General features: G+C 63.4%; 23 protein-coding genes. 18 read left to right on the top strand and 5 right to left on the bottom strand.

Annotated features, from left to right (window positions below; translation table 11 throughout):
- Window positions 1-200 precede the first annotated feature (200 nt).
- From AAG821_RS15070 to AAG821_RS15045, 6 genes are all read left to right on the top strand, one after another.
- Entirely contained in the window at window positions 201-944 is a 744-nt protein-coding gene (locus tag AAG821_RS15070) for a cytochrome c biogenesis protein CcdA (protein WP_341910760.1), read from the top strand.
- A gap of 106 nt (window positions 945-1,050) precedes the next feature.
- A complete protein-coding gene (locus AAG821_RS15065; protein ID WP_341910763.1) occupies window positions 1,051-1,758 on the top strand; it encodes an ABC transporter permease in 708 nt (235 codons plus the stop codon).
- The gene (locus tag AAG821_RS15060) at window positions 1,755-2,510 is read left to right on the top strand and encodes an ATP-binding cassette domain-containing protein (RefSeq protein WP_341910764.1); all 756 of its coding nucleotides are present in this window, start codon (window positions 1,755-1,757) and stop codon (window positions 2,508-2,510) included. The genes AAG821_RS15065 and AAG821_RS15060 overlap by 4 nt, the downstream gene beginning before the upstream one ends.
- Window positions 2,510-3,379 (top strand): substrate-binding domain-containing protein, encoded by an 870-nt coding sequence (locus AAG821_RS15055; protein WP_341910882.1) that lies wholly within the window; start codon window positions 2,510-2,512, stop codon window positions 3,377-3,379. The genes AAG821_RS15060 and AAG821_RS15055 overlap by 1 nt, the downstream gene beginning before the upstream one ends.
- 58 nt (window positions 3,380-3,437) lie before the next feature.
- Window positions 3,438-3,905 (top strand): nuclear transport factor 2 family protein, encoded by a 468-nt coding sequence (locus AAG821_RS15050; RefSeq protein WP_341910766.1) that lies wholly within the window; start codon window positions 3,438-3,440, stop codon window positions 3,903-3,905.
- A gap of 55 nt (window positions 3,906-3,960) precedes the next feature.
- A complete protein-coding gene (locus AAG821_RS15045) occupies window positions 3,961-4,632 on the top strand; it encodes an SOS response-associated peptidase (RefSeq protein ID WP_341910767.1) in 672 nt (223 codons plus the stop codon).
- A gap of 14 nt (window positions 4,633-4,646) precedes the next feature.
- On the opposite strand, the gene AAG821_RS15040 is transcribed toward AAG821_RS15045, so the two are convergent.
- The gene (locus tag AAG821_RS15040) at window positions 4,647-5,399 is read right to left on the bottom strand and encodes an SDR family NAD(P)-dependent oxidoreductase (RefSeq protein WP_341910769.1); all 753 of its coding nucleotides are present in this window, start codon (window positions 5,397-5,399) and stop codon (window positions 4,647-4,649) included.
- A gap of 111 nt (window positions 5,400-5,510) precedes the next feature.
- Here AAG821_RS15040 and AAG821_RS15035 point away from each other — a divergent pair, with 111 nt between their 5' ends.
- Both AAG821_RS15035 and eutC read left to right on the top strand, forming a co-directional pair.
- Entirely contained in the window at window positions 5,511-6,899 is a 1,389-nt protein-coding gene (locus AAG821_RS15035) for an ethanolamine ammonia-lyase subunit EutB (RefSeq protein WP_341910771.1), read from the top strand.
- Entirely contained in the window at window positions 6,892-7,626 is a 735-nt protein-coding gene (gene eutC / locus AAG821_RS15030; RefSeq protein ID WP_341910773.1) for an ethanolamine ammonia-lyase subunit EutC, read from the top strand. The genes AAG821_RS15035 and eutC overlap by 8 nt, the downstream gene beginning before the upstream one ends.
- On the opposite strand, the gene AAG821_RS15025 is transcribed toward eutC, so the two are convergent.
- Together AAG821_RS15025 and AAG821_RS15020 are read right to left on the bottom strand one after the other, a co-directional pair.
- Entirely contained in the window at window positions 7,616-9,043 is a 1,428-nt protein-coding gene (locus tag AAG821_RS15025; RefSeq protein ID WP_341910775.1) for an FMN-binding glutamate synthase family protein, read from the bottom strand. The genes eutC and AAG821_RS15025 overlap by 11 nt on opposite strands.
- Window positions 9,044-9,175: 132 nt before the next feature.
- The gene (locus AAG821_RS15020) at window positions 9,176-10,567 is read right to left on the bottom strand and encodes a class II fumarate hydratase (RefSeq protein WP_341910777.1); all 1,392 of its coding nucleotides are present in this window, start codon (window positions 10,565-10,567) and stop codon (window positions 9,176-9,178) included.
- A 316-nt stretch (window positions 10,568-10,883) separates the two neighbouring features.
- On the opposite strand from AAG821_RS15020, the gene AAG821_RS15015 reads away from it, so the two are divergent.
- Entirely contained in the window at window positions 10,884-11,936 is a 1,053-nt protein-coding gene (locus tag AAG821_RS15015; protein WP_341910779.1) for a methyl-accepting chemotaxis protein, read from the top strand.
- Here the strand turns inward: AAG821_RS15015 and AAG821_RS15010 are convergent.
- Both AAG821_RS15010 and AAG821_RS15005 read right to left on the bottom strand, forming a co-directional pair.
- The gene (locus tag AAG821_RS15010; RefSeq protein WP_341910781.1) at window positions 11,933-12,847 is read right to left on the bottom strand and encodes an SAM-dependent methyltransferase; all 915 of its coding nucleotides are present in this window, start codon (window positions 12,845-12,847) and stop codon (window positions 11,933-11,935) included. The two genes, AAG821_RS15015 and AAG821_RS15010, sit on opposite strands and share 4 nt — an antisense overlap.
- On the bottom strand, window positions 12,844-13,389 hold the full coding sequence (locus AAG821_RS15005) for a hypothetical protein (protein ID WP_341910783.1): 546 nt from the start codon (window positions 13,387-13,389) through the stop codon (window positions 12,844-12,846). Before AAG821_RS15005 ends, AAG821_RS15010 begins: the two co-directional genes overlap by 4 nt.
- Window positions 13,390-14,025: 636 nt before the next feature.
- Here AAG821_RS15005 and rpsF point away from each other — a divergent pair.
- The 9 genes from rpsF to AAG821_RS14960 all read left to right on the top strand — a co-directional run bounded on the left by rpsF (window position 14,026) and on the right by AAG821_RS14960 (window position 23,773).
- Window positions 14,026-14,523, top strand: a complete 498-nt coding sequence (rpsF, locus tag AAG821_RS15000) for a 30S ribosomal protein S6 (protein ID WP_341910785.1) — start codon at window positions 14,026-14,028, stop codon at window positions 14,521-14,523.
- Entirely contained in the window at window positions 14,523-14,822 is a 300-nt protein-coding gene (rpsR, locus tag AAG821_RS14995; RefSeq protein WP_341910787.1) for a 30S ribosomal protein S18, read from the top strand. The genes rpsF and rpsR overlap by 1 nt, the downstream gene beginning before the upstream one ends.
- Window positions 14,823-14,865: 43 nt before the next feature.
- Entirely contained in the window at window positions 14,866-15,831 is a 966-nt protein-coding gene (locus AAG821_RS14990) for a DUF2232 domain-containing protein (RefSeq protein WP_341910788.1), read from the top strand.
- On the top strand, window positions 15,831-16,385 hold the full coding sequence (gene rplI, locus AAG821_RS14985) for a 50S ribosomal protein L9 (protein ID WP_341910790.1): 555 nt from the start codon (window positions 15,831-15,833) through the stop codon (window positions 16,383-16,385). Before AAG821_RS14990 ends, rplI begins: the two co-directional genes overlap by 1 nt.
- Before the next feature lie 303 nt (window positions 16,386-16,688).
- On the top strand, window positions 16,689-18,152 hold the full coding sequence (locus AAG821_RS14980) for a replicative DNA helicase (RefSeq protein WP_341910793.1): 1,464 nt from the start codon (window positions 16,689-16,691) through the stop codon (window positions 18,150-18,152).
- 122 nt (window positions 18,153-18,274) lie between these two features.
- Window positions 18,275-20,365: a methyl-accepting chemotaxis protein gene (locus tag AAG821_RS14975; protein WP_341910794.1), complete on the top strand. Its 2,091-nt coding sequence runs from the start codon at window positions 18,275-18,277 to the stop codon at window positions 20,363-20,365.
- A gap of 3 nt (window positions 20,366-20,368) precedes the next feature.
- Complete coding sequence (locus AAG821_RS14970) at window positions 20,369-20,827, top strand: chemotaxis protein CheW (RefSeq protein WP_341910796.1); 459 nt, start codon at window positions 20,369-20,371, stop codon at window positions 20,825-20,827.
- Between the two features lie 248 nt (window positions 20,828-21,075).
- Window positions 21,076-23,289 carry a methyl-accepting chemotaxis protein gene (locus AAG821_RS14965; protein ID WP_341910798.1) on the top strand — a complete coding sequence of 738 codons (2,214 nt, stop codon included), beginning with the start codon at window positions 21,076-21,078 and terminating at the stop codon, window positions 23,287-23,289.
- 13 nt (window positions 23,290-23,302) lie between these two features.
- On the top strand, window positions 23,303-23,773 hold the full coding sequence (locus tag AAG821_RS14960) for a chemotaxis protein CheW (RefSeq protein ID WP_341910800.1): 471 nt from the start codon (window positions 23,303-23,305) through the stop codon (window positions 23,771-23,773).
- The last annotated feature ends 85 nt before the right edge of the window (window positions 23,774-23,858 follow it).

Here is a 23,858-nt window from a genome sequence, read left to right as displayed (position 1 = left end):
CACCGCACTGGGCTGCACCGTCGGCCAGGGCCTGACCGGCGTCAGCACGCTGGCCCTGGGCAGCTTTGTCGCACTGGCCGGTATCGTGATTGGCGGCATCCTGGGGGTCCGCTATCTTGAGGAAGGCAATCTGCCTGATGCCATCCGCGCCCTGTTCGCGCGCGGCTGACACTTCCTCCTGCAGGAGCAGTATCCGCGTCATGGGCGGCCTCGATATTTCCTATGCCGGCGCGGCCGGCGCCGGGCTGCTGAGTTTCCTCAGCCCCTGCGTGCTGCCGCTGGTGCCCGCCTATCTGTGTTTTGTGGCCGGCACCACGCTGGACCGCCTGGTCAGTGAAGACGGCGTTGATCCGGCGCTGACGCGACGCGTCTTCGTTTCGGCGCTGGCCTTCGTGATCGGCTTTTCCACCGTCTTCATCGCCATGGGCGCCAGCGCCTCGGCGCTGAACCGCCTGATCGTCGAAAATATCGATATCATCGGCAAAATCGCCGGCGCGGTGATCGTGATCTTCGGCCTGCATTACATGGGCCTGCTGAAAATCCCGCTGCTGTATCGCGAGGCGCGGATCAACACCACAGAACGCCCGACCAGCATCATCGGCGCCTATGTCATCGGCCTGGCCTTTGCCTTTGGCTGGACGCCCTGCGTCGGCCCGATCCTCGCCACCATCCTTACCGTGGCCGCCAGCCGCGAACAGCTCGGCTATGGCATATCGCTGCTCGCCGTCTATGCGCTGGGGCTGGGCATCCCCTTCCTGCTGGCCGCGCTCGCCGTGAAGCCGTTCATGCGCTTCATGCAGAAATTCCGCCGCCATATCCACAAGGTGGAGATCGCAGCCGGCGCCCTGCTGGTGATCACCGGTATCCTGATCTTCACCAACAGCCTGGGCCAGTTCAGCTACTACCTGCTGGAAGTTTTCCCCTGGCTCGCCGTCATCGGCTGACGTCTTGACGCCGCGTTTGGCGACAAGTTTTTTTGTCGCCAAAACAGTCTGTGGACATAAGCACTTAGGGCTTTGCCCGGATGCCGGGTTGCGCTAATTCGGTGGCGTGAACACGATCTCCGAAGCCTTTCTGCTGTCGCTGCAGATGATGGTGCAGTTCGATCCCGAGCTGATGCGCATCGTCGGCCTGTCGCTGCGCGTCAGCCTCACCGCCGTGCTGATCGGCAGCGCTATCGGCCTGCCCTTCGGCGCCCTGCTGGCGCTGACCCGTTTTCCCGGCCGCCATGGCTGCATCGTCGTGCTGAATGCCTGCATGGGCCTGCCGCCGGTGGTGGTCGGCCTCGTCGTCTACCTGATCCTGTCGCGCTCCGGCCCGCTCGGTGCGCTCGGCTGGCTGTTCACGCCGATCGGCATGGTGATGGCGCAGGTGGTGCTGATCACGCCGATCGTCGCCGCCCTGTCGCACCAGACGGTCGCCGACCTGTGGAGTGAATACGAAGAACAACTGCGCTCGCTCGGCCTCACGCCCCTGAAGGCCATTGCCACCCTGCTGTGGGACGGCCGCTTCTCGCTCAGCACCGCGGTGTTTGCCGGTTTCGGCCGCGCCATTGCCGAAGTGGGCGCCATCATGATTGTCGGTGGCAATATCGCTGGCGTCACCCGCACCATGACCACGGCGATCTCGCTGGAAACCAGCCGTGGCGATCTGGCGCTGGCAATGGCGCTCGGCATCGTGCTGCTGACCATTACCATCGGCATCAATGCGGCGGCCTCGGCTTTTGGCAATGCCGCGCGCCGGCGGCAGGGTGCATGAGCATGCAGATGGCACCGCTGCATGCCCGCCCCGTGCTGCTGCCGCTGCAATTGCAGGATGTCGGCTACAGCATCAACGGCCAGGCGCTGGTCAGCCACATCACACTGAGCTTCGAGGCCGGCGCGCCGACCCTGGTGCTTGGCCCCAATGGCGCCGGCAAGAGCCTGCTGCTGCGGCTGTGCCACGGGCTGATCCAGCCGACGCAGGGCCAGGTGATCTGGCAGGGCACCGCGGCACAGAACCCGCAGAGCCTGCGCTTCGACCAGGCCATGGTGTTCCAGAAACCCGTGCTGCTGCGTCGTTCGGTGCTGGCCAATATCGAATTCCCGCTCAAGCTGCGCGGCCTCGATGCAACAGCGCGGCGCAGCAAAGCGATGGCCGTGCTGGAGCGCGTCGGCCTTGCCGCCCTGGCCGAACGCCCGGCCCGCGTGCTGTCAGGCGGCGAGCAGCAGCGTCTGGCTCTGGCGCGTGCCTGGGCGCTGGAGCCGCAGATCCTGTTCCTCGACGAACCCTCAGCCGCACTCGACCCGGGCGCCACGCGACAGGTGGAGGGCATCATCGCAAGCATTGCCGCCACCGGCACCAAGATCGTGATGACCACCCATGATCTGGGCCAGGCACGCCGGCTGGCCGGCGATGTGATCTTCCTGCATCGCGGCGGCGTGACTGAACGCACGCCGGCTTCTGAATTTTTCAACATGCCGCGCAGCGATGCGGCACGCGCCTTCCTGCAGGGCGACCTGCTCTGGTGATGTTCAAAACAGAGGAAACCATGAACCCGATCCCCAATCGCCGGCATCTTCTCGGTCTCGCCACCGGCCTGGCCTTAAGCCTGACCAGCACGCTTGCCCTGGCGCAGGACAAGTTCATCGTCGTCGCCAGCACCACCTCCACCGAACAGTCTGGCCTGTTCGGCCATATCCTGCCGGCCTTCACCAAAAAGACCGGCATCCAGGTGCGCGTGGTGGCGCAAGGCACCGGCCAGGCGCTGAAGACAGCCGAGCAAGGCAATGCCGATGTGGTCTTCGTGCATGACCCGGTGGCCGAGCAGAAATTCGTCGATGCCGGCTTCGGTGTCGACCGTCGCCTGGTGATGTACAACGACTTCGTCATCGTCGGCCCCAAGAGTGATCCGGCCAAGGTGGGCGGCAGCAGAGATGTGGTTGCCGCCTACAAGAAGATCGCGGCATCCAAGGCGCCGTTCGCTTCGCGCGGCGACAGCTCGGGCACGCATGCGGCAGAACTGCGCATCTGGAAAGAAGCCGATATCGACGTGAAGACCGCCGGCACCGGCTGGTATCGCGAGACCGGCTCGGGGATGGGCCCGACGCTGAACACCGCGGCGGCGATGAATGCTTATGCCTTCACCGATCGCGGCACCTGGCTCAGCTTCAAGAACCGCGGCGACCTGGTGATCAGCGTGCAGGGCGATGTGAAGCTGTTCAACCAGTATGGCGTCATGCTGGTCAACCCGGCCAGGCACGCCCATGTGAAGGTTGCCGAGAGCAAGGCCTTCATCGACTGGATCACCTCGAAGGAAGGCCAGGATGCCATCGCCGCCTACAAGATCGAGGGCGAACAGCTGTTCTTTCCCAACTACAAGCCCGGCGTGAACAGCTGAGCGGCATTTACCGCGGCATGGTTTCCTTCTAGCATTCTAAAAAATGCCGGAGGAAACCATGGATACCCAGCTGCTGTTGCACCGCTTTGCCGAGGCGGTGCAGACCCGCGACGGCAAAGGCTTTGCCGCGCTGTTCACCGAAGATGCCGTCTATCACGATGTCTTCTACGGCGCCTTCCATGGTCGACAGAAGATCGCCGAGCTGGTGGACGACTGGTTCTACCGCACGGCGGAGGACTTCCGCTGGCATCTGCATGATCCGGTCGGCAACGGCACCACGCTCTATGCGCGCTACACCTTTTCCTACAAGTCGCTACTGCCCGAGGCGCAGGGCAAGCGCGTGATGTTCGAGGGCGTAGCGATCTTCACCCTGAAAGACGGCCTGATCGCTGATTACCGCGAAGTGGCCAATGCCGGCCCGGCCCTGCTCGACCTCGGTTTTGCGCCCGAGCGGGTGGCGAAAATCCTTACCCGCGCCGGCGCCGAACTGAAAAGCCGGCCGGAAGCGCGACCGCATCTGAGCTAGGCCCGCCTGTTCAAGATACTGGCCCGACTCGGGCACGATCCGCTATGCAGACGGCATGTGCGGACGCTTCAGCCAGACCAAGACCCTCGACGACCTCGCGGCTTTTTTCGAGCTGTATGAGTTGTTCCAGAAGCCCAACCTGCAGCCGCGCTGGAATATCGCGCCGACGCAGGCCACCGCCGTGGTGCGGGCCCAGGCCGGCAAGCGCGATATCGCCCTGCTACGCTGGGGCTTCGCCGGACCCAACAATGCGCCGCTGATCAATGCACGGTCAGAAACCGCGACTGCCAAGCCGACCTTTGCAGATGCCTTCGCCCAGCGCCGCTGCCTGATCCCGGCCGACAGCTTCTATGAATGGCAGGCCATCGAAGGCCAGAAGCAAAAGCAACCCTGGCGGATCGGCCTGAAGGGTGGCGGCCTGTTCGCCTTCGCCGGCCTGTGGCAAGCGGAGCCGGCATTTGGCAATGCAGACTGCTTCACCATCCTGACCACCGCGGCCAACGACTATCTGGCGCCCCTGCATGAACGCATGCCGGTGATCCTGCCGCGCGAGCAGTTCGGCCTGTGGCTCGACCCGGCCACGCCGCGCCCGATCCTGCAGCGCCTGATGCAGAGCTATCCGGCCGCCGAGATGGCGCGCTATCGCGTCACACCGGTGGTGAATGGCGTGAAGGTGGATGGGCCGGAATGCTTCGCGCCGCTCAACGCCGCGCTGAAGGTCGCTTAAGACAGCATCCGTACTTACGACAACAGCTGGCCGCCATCGGCCGCCAAGGTCTGGCCGGTGACCCAGCTGGCTGCATCGGAGCATAGGAACAGCGCCACATTGGCCATCTCCTCCACCCGGCCCATGCGACCGAAGGGAATATTGCCCAGCATCCTGTTATAGAGCGCCGGATTCTCGGTCTTGGCCTTGTCCCAGACGCCGCCCGCGAATTCGATGGAACCCGGCGCCAGGCAGTTCACCCGGATATTGCTCTTCGCCAGGTTCAGCGCCTGGGTCATGGTTAGCTGGACCAGCGCCGCCTTGATGGCGCCATAGGGCGGATTGCGCCCCGTGGGGATCAGGGCGGCAATAGACGAAACATGCAGGATGCTGCCGCCACCGGCCTTCTGCAGATGCGGAATAGCCGTCTGGGAGGCGCGCACGGTGCCCATTAGATCGACATTGATGGCAGCAGCCCAGCCGGCCTCGTCATCGGTGGTGCCGAAGCCCGAGGCATTGTTGACCAGAATGTCGATGCCGCCCAAAGCTGCAGCGGCGGCCTCGATATAGCCGATCACCGCCGGGCCATCGCCGAGGTCGCAGGATGCCGCATGTACCTTGACACCGGTCTGCTTCAATGCCGCTTCGGCGTCGCGCAGGCCGGCCTCGCCGCGGGCGCAGATCGAAACCGCAGCGCCCTCTTGCGCAAAAGCCAGGGCAATCGCCCGGCCGATGCCACGGCTGCCGCCCGCCACCACAACGCGTTTCCCCTTGATGCCGAGATCCATGATGCACTCCCTTGCTGCCGATCAGCTTGACCCGGCTGAAACCGTCCTGCAAGTCACCGGCGCTTCTGGTATGCTTCTTGCTGAATTCAGTCGGACCCGAAAGGTGATCTGATGCCCGGCTTTGCTGCCACACTGAACGGAACCCGCTATGCCTTTACCGATCTGAAGGCGCTGCTGGCCTGTGCCTCGCCGCTGCGCTCGGGCGACCAGCTGGCCGGTGTTGCCGCGATCAGTGACGAGCAACGCGTGGCGGCCAAAATGGCGCTGGCCGATCTGCCGCTGCGCCATTTCCTGACTGATGCTCTCATTCCCTACGAGCAGGATGAGGTGACGCGCCTGATCCAGGATAGCCATGACGCTGCCGCCTTTGCACCGGTGGCGCATCTCACGGTCGGCGAGTTCCGCGACTGGCTGCTGTCCTACCAGGCCGATACGGCTGCACTGGCGAAGCTGGCACCAGGCCTGACACCAGAAATGGTGGCTGCGGTGTCCAAGCTGATGCGCAACCAGGATCTGATCGCGGTGGCAGCGAAATGCCGCGTCATCACCGGCTTCCGCACCACGCTCGGCCTGCCCGGCCGCCTGGGCAGCCGCCTGCAGCCCAATCACCCCACCGATGATGCCGAAGGCATCGCTGCCGCCCTGCTTGATGGCCTGCTGTTCGGCATCGGCGATGCGGTGATCGGCATCAACCCGGCCACCGACAGCGTGCCGGATGGCATCCGCCTGCTGGAGATGCTGGAGACCATTCGCCAGCGGTTTGAAATTCCCACGCAAAGCTGCGTGCTGGCCCATGTCACCACCTCGCTGCAGATGATGCAGCGCGGCGCGCCGATCGATCTGGTATTCCAGTCCATCGCCGGTACCGAAGCCGCCAACCGGGGCTTCGGCATCGACCTGGCCGTGTTGCGCGAGGCACAGGATGCGGCGCTGTCGCTGAAGCGTGGCACGGTGGGCAATAACGTGATGTATTTCGAAACCGGCCAGGGCAGCGCGCTCTCGGCCAATGCGCATCATGGCGTAGACCAGCAAACCCTCGAGGTGCGTGCCTATGCCGTGGCGCGCGCCTTCAAGCCGCTGCTGGTCAACACCGTGGTCGGTTTCATCGGCCCGGAATACCTGTTCGATGCCAAGCAGATCATCCGCGCCGGCCTGGAAGACCATTGCTGCGGCAAGCTGCTTGGCCTGCCGATGGGGGTGGATGTCTGCTACACCAACCATGCCGAGGCCGATCAGGATGACATGGACAACCTGATGACCCTGCTGGGTACGGCCGGGGTGAATTTCCTGATCGCCGTGCCGGGCGCCGACGATGTGATGCTGAATTACCAGAGCCTGTCGTTCCATGATGTGCTCGGCCTGCGGCATCTGCTGAAGTTGCAGCCCGCGCCTGAGTTTGAATCCTGGCTCGGCCGCATGGGCATGTTGGGCGAGGATGGCCGCCTGCCGCCACCTGCAGCCGACAGCGCCGCGCTGCGCCGTCTGGTCTCCTATGAATGATGTAACCAAAGACATCTGGGCGCGCTGGCGCGGCGCCACCAGGGCGCGCATCGGGCTGGGTCGCAGCGGCGACGCATTGCCCACTGCGCCATTGCTGGAATTCCAGGCTGCCCATAGCCGCGCCCGCGATGCCGTGCATGGGGCTGTCGATTTCGCTGCGCTGGCCGCTGCACTGACGCCGCATCCCAGTCTCGCCGTCCACAGTCAGGCGACCGACCGCGCCACATACCTGCGCCGCCCCGATCTCGGCCGACGCCTCGATGTCGCCAGCGCGGAGGCCTTGCCACGCGGTGACTACGATGTGGCCTTCGTCATCGCCGATGGGCTGTCCGCGCGCGCCGTCGATACCCACGCTGCCGGCGTGCTGAAACTCTGCCTGGAAAAGCTGGCCGACTGGCACATCGCCCCCATCGTGCTGGCTGCACAGGGCCGTGTCGCGCTGGGCGATGAGATCGGCGAGCGGCTGAATGCTGCTGCGGTCGCCGTGCTGATCGGCGAGCGGCCCGGCCTGTCAGTGGCCGACAGCCTCGGGATTTACCTGACCTGGGCGCCACGCAGCGGGCGCGCCGATTCCGAGCGCAACTGCATCTCGAATATCCACGACGCCGGCATGAGCCATGCGGCAGCCAGCGACCTGCTGGTCTGGCTGCTGCGCGAGGCGCGTCGCCGCAAGCTCAGCGGCATCGAGCTGAAAGTCGATCCCGCCGCGGCCCTGCCTACAGCATAAGGTCGCCGCCATTGACGCGGACATGCTGGCCTTTCAGCTCGCGCACCGATTTGCAGCCGCAGGCATGGGCGATGGCTTCCACGTCATGCTGCACGGCCTTGGCATAATTGGCGACACGCACTGCCTTCAGGGCCGGATCGAGGCCGCGCATGAAACGCGGATCGTTCGAGGTCACGCCAGTCGGGCAATGGCCTGTATTGCATTTCATCGCCTGGATGCAACCGAGCGAAAACATGAAACCGCGCGCCGAGACGACGTAGTCAGCCCCCATACACAGCGCCCAGGCCACCTTGTCCGGCGTCAGCAACTTGCCCGAGGCAACCAGGCGAATACGGCTGCGCAGGTCGTAGGTGCGCAGCTTCTGCGCCACCAGCGGCAGGGCCTGCACGATGGACTGTCCGACATAGTCGGCCAGCGGCGCCGGCGCCGCACCGGTGCCGCCTTCGGCGCCATCGAGCTGGATGAAATCCGGCGCTTCAAGCCGATGCTGACTCAGATAGTCGAAGAATTCGTCGATGAACTCAAAGCTGCCGACCGCCATCTTGATGCCAACCGGCTTGTCGACGATCTTGCGCACGCGATTGATCATCGCGACCAGCGTGGGAATGTCGGTTATGTCGCGATGCCGGCTGGGCGAGATCGACGCCTTGCCGGCCTCGATGCCGCGAATGCCGGCAATCTCCGGCGTCACCTTCGATCCGGGCAGGATGCCGCCACGGCCCGGCTTGGCGCCCTGGCTGAGTTTGATGCAGAACATCTTCACCTGATCCAGCGCCGCGATCTTGCGCAGGCGCTCTTCGTCCAGGTTGCCGTCCTTGTCGCGCACGCCGTATTTCGCCGTGCCGATCTGGAAGCAGATGTCGCAACCGCCCTTCAGATGATACGGCGACAGGCCACCCTCGCCCGTATCCATCCACACACCGGCCATGGCCGCGCCTTCCGACAACGCGGTGACCGCAGCCGATGACAGGGCGCCGTAGCTCATGCCGGAAATATTGAAAAAGCTTTTCGGCTTGTAGGGCTTGCCGACAATGTCCTTGCCGATCCAGCGGCCGGTGTAGATCTCGGCCTCGTCGTCATTGATCGGAAAGGCCGAATGCAGGAAATAGATATGGCCCGGCTGCTGGGCATCCACTTCGGAACCGAAGGCGACATAGTTCGACACGCCCTTGGCCGAACGATAGACCCAGGCGCGGGTCAGTCGGTTGAACGGGCGTTCTTCCCAGTCGGCGGTGAACCAGTACTGGCGAAAATACTCGCCCATATTCTCCATGATGTAGCGGAAGCGCCCGTAGATCGGGAAATTGCGCCGGATCGCATGATCGCGCTGAATCCAGCGGTCATAGATGTAATACCAGCTCATCGTGCCTGCACCGAGCAGCACGATGGCGGCCAGGACATACCAGACCATCATCATTCTCCAACCCCTTCACGCCGCCTCATGCCGGACGACTTGATCTGCATTCTAGCACAATCAGGAATAGCGGGCCGGGATTAACATTCGATAACAGGGGTTTGATGATCGCGCGGCACAGGATCTCCCGCGGCCCTAGGGCCGCGGCCCCAGCATGCTGCGCGGATCGGCCAGGCGGTCGTAATCCTCCGCTGTCAGCAGGCCGAGCGCCACCGCCGCCTGCTTCGGGCTGATGCCCTCGGCAAAGGCCTTGTTGACGATCTGCGCCACCTTGTCATAGCCCAGATGCGGATTCAGCGCGGTGGCCAGCATGATCGAATGCTCCACGTTGCGCTGCAGCGTAGCGGTATTCGGCTCGATCCCCGCCACCATGTCACTGCCGAACACGGCAGACGCATCCGCCAGCAGCTCGATAGAGCGCAGCACATTATGCACGATCACCGGCTTGGCGACATTGAGTTCGAAATGGCCGGCGGCGGCTGCCTGGGTCACGGTCACATGGTTGCCCATCACCTGGTAGCAGACCTGCAGCATGGCCTCGGCCAGTGTCGGATTGCGCTTGCCCGGCATGATGGATGATGTGAGCCCGTCATGCGGCAGCACCAGTTCGGCCAGGCCGGCGCGTGGACCTGAGCCGAGAAAGCGGATGTCATTGGCGATCTTGGCCAGCGAAACCGCCAGCGTGTTGAGCATGCCGCTGGCTTCGACCAGCGCATCATGTGCGCCCATGCCCTCGAACTTGTTCGGGTTGGTGACGAACGGCAGTGCGGTCAGCTTGGCCAGCGCCGCGGCGAAGGCCGTATCGAAACCGGTCTTGGCATTCAGCCCGGTGCCCACCGCGGTGCCACCCTGCGCCAGCGGATACAGACGCGCCAAAGCCTCCTGCGCCCGCGTGATGCCCAGCTCGACCTGACGCGCCATGGCACCGAAGCCCTGGCCGAGCGTCATCGGTGTGGCATCCTGCAGATGCGTGCGCGCGATTTTCGCAATATCGGCCCAGGCAGTGGCCTTGGCGGCGAGCTGCTTGTGCAGGCCCTGCAGTGCCGGGATCAGGCGATGGGTGATCTCCAGCACGGTGACGATATGCATCACGGTCGGGAAACTGTCATTCGATGACTGGCCGCGATTGACGTGATCGTTCGGATGCACCGGCTTCTTGGTGCCGAGCGGCTGGCCGAGCAGCTCGTTGGCGCGATTGGCGATCACCTCGTTGGCATTCATGTTGGTCGCCGTGCCCGAACCGATCTGCCAGACCGGCAACGGGAAATGTCCGTCGAACTTGCCATCCGCCACTTCGCGCGCGGCCTGCTGGATCGCATCGACGATCTCGGCCGGCAATTCATTCAGGCCGGCATTGGCCTGCGCCGCCGCCAGCTTCTGGAGCCCGATGGCATGCACCAGCGCCGGCGGCAATTTCTCGCTGCCGATGCGGAACAGCGTCAGGGCCCGCTGGGTCTGGGCGCCCCAGTAGCGGTCGGCCGGAACCTCGACGGTTCCAAAAGCATCACGTTCCTGACGGGTAGACATGGCGGAGAGACCTTTCTGTTATGCGGGCAAAGATAGGGCACTGCGGTAGGCGAGATAACTATGCCTAGGTATTACCCAAAGATGGCAGGCAGATTGCACAATATTGCGGCAACCCGCGGTTCCGCTGACAAAACCTCCGCTATGCCCTGCCCATCCTGTCTTAAATCTGAATACAATAATGATACTGAGTACGAGTATCGCTATCGCCTTTCACCATTGGAATGAGACGAGACGGCCGGCACCGATCCCACCGCGACACGGCATGTATCCTGCATTGGGTCCCCCGTCTCGCTATCCATCCAGAGTTATAAAAACAATGACTGCACAGGCGCACCATCTGCAGGTTCATCAGCTTATCGACGGCATCGAACGCGACGTCCAGGAATTCGGCGCCAATAACGAAGATATCGCCTTCCAGACCACCCTGCTGGCGCTGAATGCCTCGATCGAGGCGGCGCGTGCCGGTGAGGTCGGCCGCAGCTTCGCCGTGGTGGCGCAGGAGGTGAAGGCGCTGGCCAACCAGGCCTCGGAAAACTCCAAGCGCTTCCGCGACGTGGTGCTGACCCGCATCAATGAATCGAAGCGCGCGGCGGAAACCATTGTCGACCAGATCGTGAAGGATCTGGAAGGCCCGCGTCTGAGCGACATGGCGCAGACCATGGTGCAACTGATCGTGCGCAACCTGTATGAGCGCACCTGCGACTGCCGCTGGTGGGCAACCGACGATGCAATGTGGCAGGCGCTGGAAAACCCGTCCGACGAACTTTATGCCCGCGCCGGCGAGCGGCTCGGCATGATCAACCGCTTCTACACCGTGTATCTCAACCTGGTGCTGGCTGATGCCAAAGGCCAGATCGTCGCCACCTCCAACCCGCAGCAGTTCCCGCGCGCCGCGCGCGCCAATGTCTCGCGCACAGCGTGGTTCCAGCAGGCCATGCAGTCGCGCAGCGGCGACGACTATATCGTGGATGACATCAGCCAGAGCGGCAGCCACGACAACAAGGCAGTGGCGATCTACTCCGCCGCCGTGCGCAAGGGCGGCCAGATTCATGGCGACCCGATCGGCGTGCTGGGCGTGATCTTCGACTGGGACAAGCAGGGCAAGAGCATCGTCAAGGACGAGCCCTCCTTAAGCCCGGAGGAATGGCAGCGCACCCGCGTGCTGCTGCTGGATGCCAAGCGTCGCGTCATCGCATCGTCGGACAACCAGGGCGTCTACCAGCCCTTCCCGATCCAGGACGAGGGCAAGGCGCGCGGCTATTACTATCAGCCCGACGGCACGCTGGTCGCCTTCGCCCGCACCATCGGCTACGAGACCTATGACGGTCTGGGCTGGTATGGCGTGATCAGCCAGAAGCCCACGGCTTAAGGCTTACGCCACAGCCAGGTCAGTTCGTGCTTGTTGTGATGCAGGTGCAGCAGGCGGCTGCCCGGGATCGCGGCAAAGCCCCGCGCAGTATCGAAATCGGTCTCGCCCTGGAATTTCAGCGTACAGACCGCATTGCGCACATCCGATGACGCGAGCCAGCGCTCGACCAGCTTGAGCAGCCGCGCCGGATAGCAGATCACATCGGAGCAGAGCCAGTCGACGCGCGGAAACGCTTTCGGCTCGAGCGCGAAGGCGCTGCCCTGTTGCCATGCCACGGTTTTCATCGCGGCGACATTGGGCGCCAGCGGCGCCTTGTCGATCGCAGTGACCGTGGCGCCAAGCGAACCCAGCACCCAGGTCCAGCCGCCGGGCGACGCGCCGAGATCGAGGCAGATATCGCCGGCCTGTGGAAGCGCTGAGCCGAATTCGAGGCGATGCCGGGTGAGGCCTTCCCAGAGCTTCAGATAGGCGCGGCTCGGCGGCCCTTCGCGGTCTTCGTTGAAGGCGAACTCGCCGTTCGGCATCGGGCTGGAACAGCGCGCCGCGTACAGCATCCGATCTGGCGCCAGCAGCGTGAAGCTGCCCAGTGGCGCTGTCGGCAGCGGCGCGCCGAAATTCAGCGGCCTGGCCGAGACATGCGGCAGTTTCTCGACGATCAGCTTGGCGCGGCCGTGATGCAGCGGCGCATAAGCCACCCAGTTGCGCTGGATCGCCTTCAGCTTCGCAGCCGCATCGCCGATGGATTCAATCGGCGTCTCCTGCACATCGAACCAGGTATTCGCGGCCCAGGCAGAGTGCCCCTCACCATCGGCGAGAAACAGCCGGCCATGCTCAGAGCGCAGCCGCCCGCCCAGCTCGGTGCGCAGCTGCTCCTCGAAGCCTTCGGCGGCGAGATAGGCGGTGGTGGTCACTTAATCGCCTCGAACCTCGCCCATTCAGTCGCGTCCACCACAACTGGCATCGGCGGCAATATCCAAATCCCTGCCATGCTGAAACTATCGCGAACAATCAACGAGCCATCCGACCCCTTGGTCAGGAAGCGGGACGCCGAGTTATAGCCGGCAACAGCACCCGTCACCGCCTTGCGGATTTTGACCCCATCATTTTCACAACTATATCCACGTTCACTCCGCAGCAACGTTACGCTGTCAACCACGGCATCATTGCGTAGTGCATCGACGGTCAGTCCATCATCGGGGCCAAAAGTGAAGCGAATGTCTTGGCCTGCCCCTAATCCTTGATCATTGTTCTTGAGAATGAAGTCGGACAAGCGATTCCGAGCAGTTCTGGGGTCATTCGTCATCCCAGCATTCTTATACGTGCCTGCCAAACCCTGACAGGCTGGCCCGAGGCCAACCACAGCCGGCCAGCCCTTCGGATAATCGCCGGGAGTGACTTCGGCACAGCCCGCTGCGACAGCGGCAAGACCAGCCATTAGAAACCAACGCTTCATAGCGGCCTCCTTGTGCCTGCACTCATCCCATTTCCGGTCAGTGCCCGACTGATAGCGTAAGATCAAGCGCCCCGCTCCGCCGAAGCCCGTCCAACGGTCGCGACAGTTCGGCCCGCAGGATCTCCCGCAATTCCTCCCACATCGACCGGCCGTTCGTGCGGCCCGGAGGCGTAGCTTCACTTTCAGGCCAGCCTCCAGGTTGCGGATCGGCACGCTGGCCATGGCATCGGTCTCCGGGCGCCATCCCCGCCATCACGGCCGCAAAGCAGGCGGTTTGGGCTTCCCAGCGGTTCACTCGGGTTCGCTGGGGTTCATTCGATGCTCATTCGGGTTCGTGGCGGTTCGCTGGGGTTCATACAGGTTCGCCAAGATTCGCGTTAACATTTCAAATGAATACAAATGTATGCATATTTGCCGGCAAATATATGAACATATAGAGAACTAATTTCCCGAAACAAGCCCCGCCGCGGCCAGTTCCGGCCTTCTATATGCTGCCTTGCCAGCCTGTGGAAAATCGCTATAGTCCGCGCCCTCACATAGCTCCTTGCTGGGTCTTCGCATGAAGTCCCGGCTAGGTCCGATCCGTCGCCACATGGTGTGTCGCCGCCGGGCCGCTAAAGCCAGAAGGAGAGCACGATGGCGTTCTACGAGAACGTATTCATCGCGCGCCAGGACATCTCGACCGCTCAGGTCGAGGCGATGGCCGCGCAATTCACCGACATCATCAAGGCCCAGGGCGGCGAGGTCTCCAAGACCGAGCAGTGGGGCCTGCGCAACCTCAGCTACCGCATCAAGAAGAACAAGAAGGGCCACTATGTCCTTCTGAACATCTCTGCGTCGGGCGCTGCGATTGCCGAAATGGAGCGCAACATGCGCATCCATGAAGACATCCTGCGTTACCTCACCGTGCGCGTGGACAAGCTGGAAGAAGGCCCGTCGGCCATTCTGGTCAACAAGGATCGCGGCGAGCGCGGCGACCGTCCGGAGCGTGGCTTCGGCGGCGATCGTGGCTTCGGTGGCGGCGGTCGCGGCTTCGGCGGCGATCGTGGCGATCGTGGTGGTGACCGCGGCGAGCGTCGTCCGCGCTTTGAACGTGAAGATTCGGCTCCGGCCGCTGGCGGGGAGAACGCGTAATGTCGAGCACCGGTACCTCTTCTGATCGTGGCGGTTCTGAGCGCGGCGGCAAGCCCGCCGGTCGCGGCGGCCCTGCCCGTCGTCCGTTCTTCCGTCGTCGCAAGACCTGCCCGTTCTCCGGCGCCAACGCACCGAAGATCGACTTCAAGGACGTGAAGCTGCTGTCGCGCTTCATTTCCGAGCGCGGCAAGATCGTGCCGTCGCGGATCACCGCAGTATCAGCCAAGAAGCAGCGCGAACTGGCCCAGGCCATCAAGCGCGCGCGCAACCTGGCTCTGCTGCCGTTCGTCATCAAGTAAGGCCACCGATCCCCGCAAGGGGATTGGAACCGGACCTGCAGCCATGATGACCCGCAGTCTGATCTTCGGCAGCCTCGCTGGTGCAGCGAGCGCGGTGCTGGTGCTGACCGCCGCAAGCGGTCCGCTCGGCATCCTGCTCGGCTATCTGGCCCCGCTGCCGTTGTTCTTCGCCGGCATGACCCATGGCTTGACCGCCGTGGGGATCGCCGGCGTGGTCGGCGCACTGATCAGTGCGCTGAACGGACTGCTGGCCGGCGGCGTCTATCTCGTCACCTTCGCGGCTCCGGTCGCGCTGGTGGTGCGGCAGGCGCTGCTCGCCCGTCCGGCTGCTGAGGCCAGCAGCACTGCCGAGATCAGCAACGACCTGGAATGGTATCCGGTCGGCCGCCTGGTGCTCTGGCTTGCCGGCTGGGCTCTCGGCCTGTTCGGCATGGCGCTGCTGCTGACGGCGGACCGCGAAGGTGGCCTGCCCGGCATGCTGCAGCCGCTGCTGGTGCAGTTCCTGTCGGCCATGCCGCAGGGCTCTGCCGAAGCCGATCTGCCGGCCGTGGCAAAGCGTCTGGCCACCCTGATGCCTGCCGTCTTCGGCGTCAGCTGGCTGGTGATGATGACGATCAACGGTACCCTGGCCCAGGGGATCGCGGTGATGCTGAAGCAGAATCGCCGTCCCACACCGGTGTACCGGGCCCTCACCCTCTCGCGGCTGCTTGCCGTGTCGCTGGTGGTGGCGCTGATCGCCGCATTCATGCTGCCGGGTGATGCCGGCTTTGTCGGCGGCACAGTCGCTGCCATTCTGGCCTTCCCCTTCTTCCTGCAGGGGCTGGCCGTGGTTCACGGGCTGGCGACGCGTGTCGCCCTGCCCGGTCTGGTTCTGGCCGCGTTTTATGCGGTCTTGGTCGTGGCTGGCGCACTGGTCGGTGTACTGGTGGTCATCTTGGGTTTCATCGAAGAATGGGCGGGTTTCCGCCGGCGTTTCGCCGGGGCCGGAGCCAGCCAGGAGAAGAACTAATGGAAGTCATCCTGCTCGAACGCGTGGAAAAGCTCGGTCAGATGGGCGAAGTGGTGAAGGTGAAGGACGGCTATGCCCGTAACTTCCTGCTGCCGCGCAAAAAGGCCCTGCGGGCCACCACGGCAAACAAGGCGGTTTTCGAGAAGCAGCGTGCGCAGCTCGAAACCCAGAACCTGGCCAAGAAGGGCGAGGCCGAGAAGGTCGCCGCCAAGATGGTCGGCGTCAGCGTTACCCTGCTGCGCCAGGCCGGCGACAGCGGCCAGCTGTTCGGCTCGGTCAGCGCCCGTGACATCGCTGATGGCGTCACCGCCGCCGGCTTCACGATCAGCCGCCAGCAGATCAACCTGGGCGCCCCGATCAAGACGATCGGTGTGTACACGGTGACCGCTGCGCTGCATCCCGAAGTCACCGTCGATGTGAAGGTGAACGTCGCCCGCTCGGAATCGGAAGCCGAGAAGCAGGTGGCCGCCGAAAGCCTGCTGGACGAGGGCGTCACGCTGGAAACCGACGAGGCGGAAGCCGCCGAGGCCGAGGACGAAGCCGCCGAGGCGTAAGCCTGGCTGTAAACTCGCGCGTCAGGACGTATCAAAACGACTCGGGCCGGCAGAAATGCCGGCCCGTTTTCGTTTGCCCAAAGGGATAACCCTGTGGATTTCTGCAGCTAACACACTGACTTATCGAAGCTACTTATCCCCAGCCAGATTTAGGTGGATAATAGGGCGTCAACCGAAATGAGAACTGGAAGTGTGGGGCCGCATGGCTGTTAATGCCGGCCCGCAGCGTAACGACGCAACAGAATCGTCATCGCGGCGTCACGCAACTGATCGTCAGAACTCAGGCTGGAAAGAATTTCGACTATGGCCGTTGTGACTTCGTTTACTGCCCCGACTGCCAATAACGATCCGGCCTCCAGCGAACCCACTTTCCGAATCCAGCCGCACAACCTCGACGCCGAGCAGGAATTGCTGGGCGCCATCCTGGTCAATAACGAAGCCGCCATGAAGGTGTCGGGCTTCCTGCAGGCGGAGCATTTCTTCCACGAGGCGCATCGCCGCATCTACCAGGCGACGCTGACCCTGATCGAGCGCGGCGAGATCGCCAATCCGGTCACCCTGAAGGCCTATTTCGAGCGCGACGAGGTGGTCATCAAGGCGGGCGGCACCACTTACCTCGCCCGCCTCGCCGCCGCCGCCACCACGGTGATCAACGCCGAGGATTACGCCAAGGTGATCCATGACCTGGCGCTGCGGCGCCAGCTGATCAGCATCGGCGAGGAGATGGTGAACCGCGCCTACGATCCCAAGATCGACGAGGCTGCCACCCACCAGATCGAGGAAACCGAGCAGCGCCTGTTCAAGCTGGCCGATGAAGGCAGCTCGGAAGGCGGCTTCGTCTCGTTCAAGGAGTCGATCGGAGAATCCATCAAGAATATCGACGCCGCCTGGAAGAAGGGCGGCCTGTCGGGCGTGACCACCGGCCTGCGCGACATGGACAAGATGCTGGGCGGCATGCATGCGTCGGATCTGATCATCCTGGCCGGCCGCCCGTCGATGGGTAAAACCTCGCTGGCCACAAATATGGCGTTCAATGCCGCCCGCGCCGGCGTGCCGGTCGCCTTCTTCAGCCTTGAAATGTCGTCCGACCAGCTGGCCACCCGTATCCTGGCGGAAGAAACCGAAATTCCGTCGGAGAAGCTGCGGCGCGGCGACATCACCGACGATGAATTCACCCGCAAGATCGTGCCCGCCTCCAAGGAACTGGCGCAGCTGCCCTTCTATATCGACGACACCGGTGCGATCTCGATCTCGCTGCTGCGCAGCCGCGCCCGCCGCCTGAAGCGCACCAATAATATCGGTATGATTATCATTGACTACCTGCAGTTGGTGCGCGGCAGCAATTCGCGTCGCAACGACAACCGCGTGCAGGAAATCTCGGAAGTGACCCAGGCGCTGAAGGCGCTGGCCAAGGATCTGAATGTGCCGGTCATTGCCCTCTCCCAGCTGAGCCGCGCGGTGGAAAGCCGCGACGACAAGCGGCCGCAGCTGTCGGACCTGCGTGAATCAGGCGCCATCGAGCAGGACGCCGACGTGGTGATGTTCGTGTATCGAGAAGAATATTACGAGATGCGCAAGCAGCCCAACGAGGGCACGCCCGAGCATGTCGAATGGGTGGACAAGATGGGCCGCATCGCCAACCTGGCCGAAGTGATCATCGGCAAGCAGCGTCACGGCCCCATTGGCACGATCAAGCTGCATTTCGAAAGCGCCTTCACCAAGTTCAGCGACCACATCGGCGCCGATCACCTGCCGGAAGCTTACTGAATAGTCACAGGTTACTGAAAATTCAGCACAATATCCTTTGGATTACGGGGATGTAATTTCTCTCCTGTCCACGGCTCGGGCATATCCGTTCGATCAGATGATCCCTCGAACGGAGCGATGTCATGCAAGTAATTAACAACCTTAAGATTGGCTTTCGCGTTGGCCTGGTGCTTTTGATCGCCGCCATCGGTCTGGCCTCCGTCGGCACTATTGGTGTCCGCGATATCATGACTTACGACGGAAAAGTCGATGACCTGACCGATACCGCGTACCGCGCCCTCTATGCCGAAAAAATCAATGGCCTGGTCAATGCCGTGGTGATGGAATCGCGCGGCATCTACATGTCGAAAGACACTGAAGCCGCCAAGCCGTTCGCCAAGAATCTCCTCGGCCACCTGGCCGAAATGGAAAAGCTGATCCCGCTGTATGAAAAGACCCAGCAGGCGGACCGTTTGCAGGCCTTCCAGGAGCGCAAAAAAACCCTACAGGACTTCATCACCTTCCGGCGCGAAACCGCCCGGCTCGGTGCCGAGGTGAGTCCAGCCGCCGCCAACGAACAGGGCAACAATGATGCCAACCGCGCCAACCGCCGGCTGGTGAATGAGCAACTTGTCGAGGCCAGCGAACGCAACGCCAAGGCGATCAACGCTATGGTTGACGAACTGCATGCCTTCGGCGATCGGGAAGTCCCGCTGCTGATCGGGCTGTCCAGCGCCATTGCATTTCTCACCATCGCATTCGGCCTGGCGATTTCCGTCCTCACCATCACGCGTCCCATCGCCAAACTTGCCAATGGCATGAATGTGCTGGCCAGGGGCGATACTGGCGCCGAGGTCTATGGCGCCGGCCGCAAGGACGAGATCGGCCAGATGGCCGGCAGCGTGCAGGTCTTCAAGGACAACATGATCGCCCGCGAGAAGGCTGAGGCCGATATCGCCGAACAGCGCCGCGCCACAGAAGAACAGCGGTCTGCGCGCGAGGCCCGCGAACGCAAGGCCATCGAGGAAATATCGGAGCTCTGCGACAAGGCTGCCGCCGGCAATCTCGACACCCGCCTGAACGAGGCCGACAAGGAGGGCTTCCTGCTCACCATCAGCCAGCGGCTGAACGGCCTGACCGGCATGCTGCAGGATGTGACCGCTGAGCTGGCCACCGTGACCGGCAGCATGGCGCAGGGCGACCTGACCAAGGATATCCGCGGCGAGTATCACGGGATCTTCGGCACCGTTAAGGACGGCGTCAACGCGATGGCCGCGAAGCTGCGCGACATTGCCAGCAGGCTGAATGAAAGCGCCATGCTGGTGAAGGATGCCTCGGCCGAGATCTCGACCGGCAGCCAGGATCTGGCGCAGCGCACGGAATCGCAGGCGGCATCGATCGAAGAGACCGCCGCCTCGATGCATGAAGTGACCACCACGGTGAAGCAGAATGCCGATAATGCCGCCGCGGCCAACCAGCTGGCCAGCGTCGCCCGCGACGCTGCCGACAAGGGTGGCGTGGTCATGGGCAATGTGGTCACTGCGATGGGGCAGATCGAGACCTCTGCCACCAAGATCAGCGACATCGTCGGCCTGATCGACGAGATCGCCTTCCAGACCAACCTGCTGGCGCTGAACGCTTCGGTGGAAGCGGCCCGCGCCGGCGAAGCCGGCAAGGGATTTGCCGTCGTCGCCCAGGAAGTACGGTCTCTGGCGCAGCGTTCGGCCGATGCCAGCCGCGAGATCAAGACGCTGATCTCGGCCTCCAACGGTCAGGTCCGCGAGGGCGGCAAGCTGGTCGGCCAGGCCGGCGAAAGCCTCAACGAGATCGTCTCAGCGGTGAAGAAGGTATCGGACATCGTCGCCGAGATCACCGCCGCCTCGCGCGAGCAGGCCACCGGTCTGGAACAGATCAACACGGCTGTCAGTCAGATGGACGAGATGACCCAGCGCAACGGGGCTCTGGTGGAAGAGACCTCGGCCTCGGCCCAGGCACTGTCGGAGCAGGCGAGCCAGCTCGCCCAGCTGGTCAGCTTCTTCAAGGTCGACGGCAGCAGCCGGGCACAAGCGGTATCGCAGGCCGCGGCACCGGGGGTGAAGCCAGCGAAACCCGCGACCGTCACTCCGATCCGCGCGGCGGCCAAGCCGGCCAACAAGCCGGTTGCCACACTGAAAACCACCGCCTCGACGCAAACCAAATCCGAGCAAACCGCAGAAGACTGGCAGGAGTTCTGAGCCATGACCGACCGTACTGACTCCCTTCTGATCAATGTGGGTGACCAGACCTATGCATTGCCGCTGCTGCAGATCCAGGAGATCCGTGGCTGGTCGCCGGTCTCGCCGCTGCCCAACACCGATCCCGCCTGCCTCGGCGTGCTGAACCTGCGCGGCCATGTGCTGCCGGTGTTCGATGCCCGCCCGATCCTGGGCAAGCCGACGGCGGCGCCGACACCGCAGGACGTGATCGTGGTGGCCGTGATGGATGACAAGCCGCTCGGCCTGCTGGTCGACAGCGTGTCGGACATCATCGAGATCGAGGCCGACAAGATCAGCCGCGCCGATCAGGGCGAAGCCTGGTCATCGGGCCTGGTCGATGGCATCGCCACTGTGGGCGAACGCCTGGTACCGCTGCTGGCTTTGCAGAAACTCACCGGAAATCGCATGCCGGGCCAACTGGCACTGACCGAGGCGGCATAAATCACCGCCGTCATGCGCGGCAGACGGTCGCATGACGGCGGCGCGGGCTTCACCAGATTCAGTGACCGTACCGGCGCCGATCGGTCGCCGGGTACGCAGTAATCACGCATGCGGATTTACGTAAAAGTCCTTAGAACCAGAAAATAACTTTTCCATACACTCGCCCTCCGCGAGTATCCCCCTGTCATTTGCGCCGCATTGACGGCGTCGCGATGCAGCGCCCGCATCACGGGCAGAGGGGGAAGTCGATGCAAATGCTCAACAACCTGAAGATTGGCACACGGATCATCGCAATCCTGCTGCTCTTCTCCTGTGGCCTGATCGGTGTCACGCTGATCGGCCTGAATGCCCTGCGCACCTATGACGATAACGTCAACGAAATGCAGAGCATGGCCAACCGCGCGATGTTCGCGCTGAAGGCCAGCGGCGCAATGAGCGACACCGCCGCCGAAGCCCGTGCCATCTACAGCTCTACCGATCCGGCCGAAATACGTCGTCTGGTCGAGCGCCTGAACAAGGCGGTGGAGGAATTCGAAGCCATCATCCCGCAATATGAACAATCGCAACCGGCCGACCGCCGCGCCGCCTTTGCCGCCCGCAAGCAGCAGATGCTGGATTTAGCCAAGTATCGCCGCGAGATTGGCCGCATCGCCATTGCCAGCGGCGGTCCGGCGGCACGCGACTTCGGCAACCAGCCGCAATATGCAACCTTGCGCGAGGAACTGGGCAAGAGCCTGGACGAAGCCATTGTCCGCAACGACCAGGGCATTGCCGAGATTTCCGCCAAGCTGGATACCTTCATCCAGATGGAGACGCGGCTACTGATCGGCCTGGCCGCTGTGATCATCATCGCCTCCCTGCTGCTCGGCCTGGGCATCTCCACGCTGACCATCACCCGGCCATTGAAGCGGCTGACCGGTTCGCTGGAAGCGCTCGGCAGCGGCAACACCAACGCGGAAATCTTCGGGCTGACCCGCAAGGATGAATTGGGCGCCATAGCCCGCGCCACTGAAAAACTGGTTGGCATTCTGCTGAACGCTGCGCGGTCTGAAAGTGGCCTGCGCAATGTGACAGCCAATGTCATGGTCGCCGATAACAGCAACACCATCGTCTATTGCAACAAGGCCGTGCTCGATACGCTGAGGACCGCGCAGAGCGACATCCGCAAGGATCTGCCGCAATTCGATGCCGACAAGCTGGTCGGCCAGAATGTCGACATCTTCCACAAGAACCCGGCACACCAGCAGCGCATGCTGGCGGCTCTGACCGGCACCCATCAGGGTCGCATCGTGGTTGGCGGCCGCACCTTTGACCTGACGGTGAATCCCGCGATCAACGGCGTGGGCGAGCGCGTCGGCACCGTAGTGGAATGGGTCGACCGCACCGATCAGCTGCGGCTGGAAAATGAAGTCATCCGCCTGGTCGAGGCCGCCAGCAACAAAGGCTTCACTGAACGTGTCGACCTGGACGGCCGCAGCGGTTTCATCAAACAGCTCGGCACCGCCATCAACAGCATGTCGGACCAGTGCCAGACCATGACCGGCGAGATCGCCACCACCATCAGCGCTATCGCCGAAGGCGACCTGACCCGGCGCCTGACCAAGGACTATCCCGGCATCTTCGGCCAGCTCAAGACCGGCGCGAATGCCCTGACCGAGCGGCTGACCGATTTCGCCGGCCAGCTCAGCGAAAGTGCCAAGACCGTGCATGCGGCCTCGTCGGAAATCTCCACCGGCAGCCAGGATCTGGCCAGCCGTACGGAATCGCAGGCGGCCAGCATCGAAGAAACCGCCGCCTCGATGCATCAGATCACCGCCACGGTGAAGCAGAATGCCGACAATGCCCAGGCCGCCAGCCAGCTGGCCGCGGTGGCCCGCGATTCCGCCGACAAGGGCGGCGCGGTCATGGGCAACGTGGTCACGGCGATGAGTCAGATCGAAGGCTCGGCGGCGAAGATCAGCGACATTGTCGGCCTCATCGACGAGATCGCCTTCCAGACCAACCTGCTGGCACTGAATGCTTCGGTGGAAGCCGCCCGTGCCGGCGAAGCGGGCAAGGGCTTCGCGGTGGTGGCACAGGAGGTGCGCGCACTCGCACAACGTTCGGCCAATGCATCGAAAGACATCAAGGCCCTGATCCAGGCATCCAACGGCCAGGTGCGCGAGGGCGGCAAGCTGGTCGGCCAGGCCGGCGAAAGCCTCAACGAGATCGTCGGTGCCGTGAAGAAGGTGACCGACATTGTCTCCGAAATTGCTGCTGCCAGCCGCGAACAGGCCACTGGCCTCGAGCAGGTCAACACCGCCGTGGGCAGCATGGACGAGATGACGCAACGCAACGGTGCGCTGGTGGAAGAGACCTCGGCTTCGGCCCAGGCGCTGTCCGAGCAGGCGGGTCATCTCGCCCAGCTGGTCAGCTTCTTCAAGACCGAAAGCGGCAGCCGCGGCTATCCGAAGGCCGCCTGAGCAGGAGATGACCATGGATCGCAACGATGCCCTTCTGATCAATGTGGGCGACCAGACCTACGCGCTGCCGCTGCTGCAGATCCAGGAGATCCGTGGCTGGTCGCCGGTCTCGCCGCTGCCCAACACTGATCCCGCCTGCCTCGGCGTGCTAAACCTGCGCGGCCATGTGCTGCCGGTGTTCGATGCCCGCCCGATCCTGGGCAAGCCGACGGCGGCGCCGACACCGCAGGACGTGATCGTGGTGGCCGTGATGAACGACAAGCCGCTCGGTCTGCTGGTCGACAGCGTGTCGGACATCATCGAGATCGAGGCCGACAAGATCAGCCGCGCCGATCAGGGCGAAGCCTGGTCATCGGGCCTGGTCGATGGCATTGCCACCGTGGGCGAACGCCTGGTGCCGCTGCTGGCCTTGCAGAAACTGACACGCAACCGCATGCCGGACGAGGCTCCGGCCCAGACGCCGGCCATGATCGAAGCGGCCTGATCCGGCCCGCCATTTTCAGCCGCAGGAGTTTCGCGGCGGCTGCGTGAAGATAGGTATGGATGACGGCCCCCCCCCTTGCCACCAT

The organism is Ferrovibrio terrae (assembly GCF_943372915.1).
Lineage (GTDB): Bacteria > Pseudomonadota > Alphaproteobacteria > Ferrovibrionales > Ferrovibrionaceae > Ferrovibrio > Ferrovibrio terrae_A.
The sequence above is the reverse complement of the archived record's forward strand: the minus strand, read 5'-3'. Positions and strand labels throughout refer to the sequence as shown.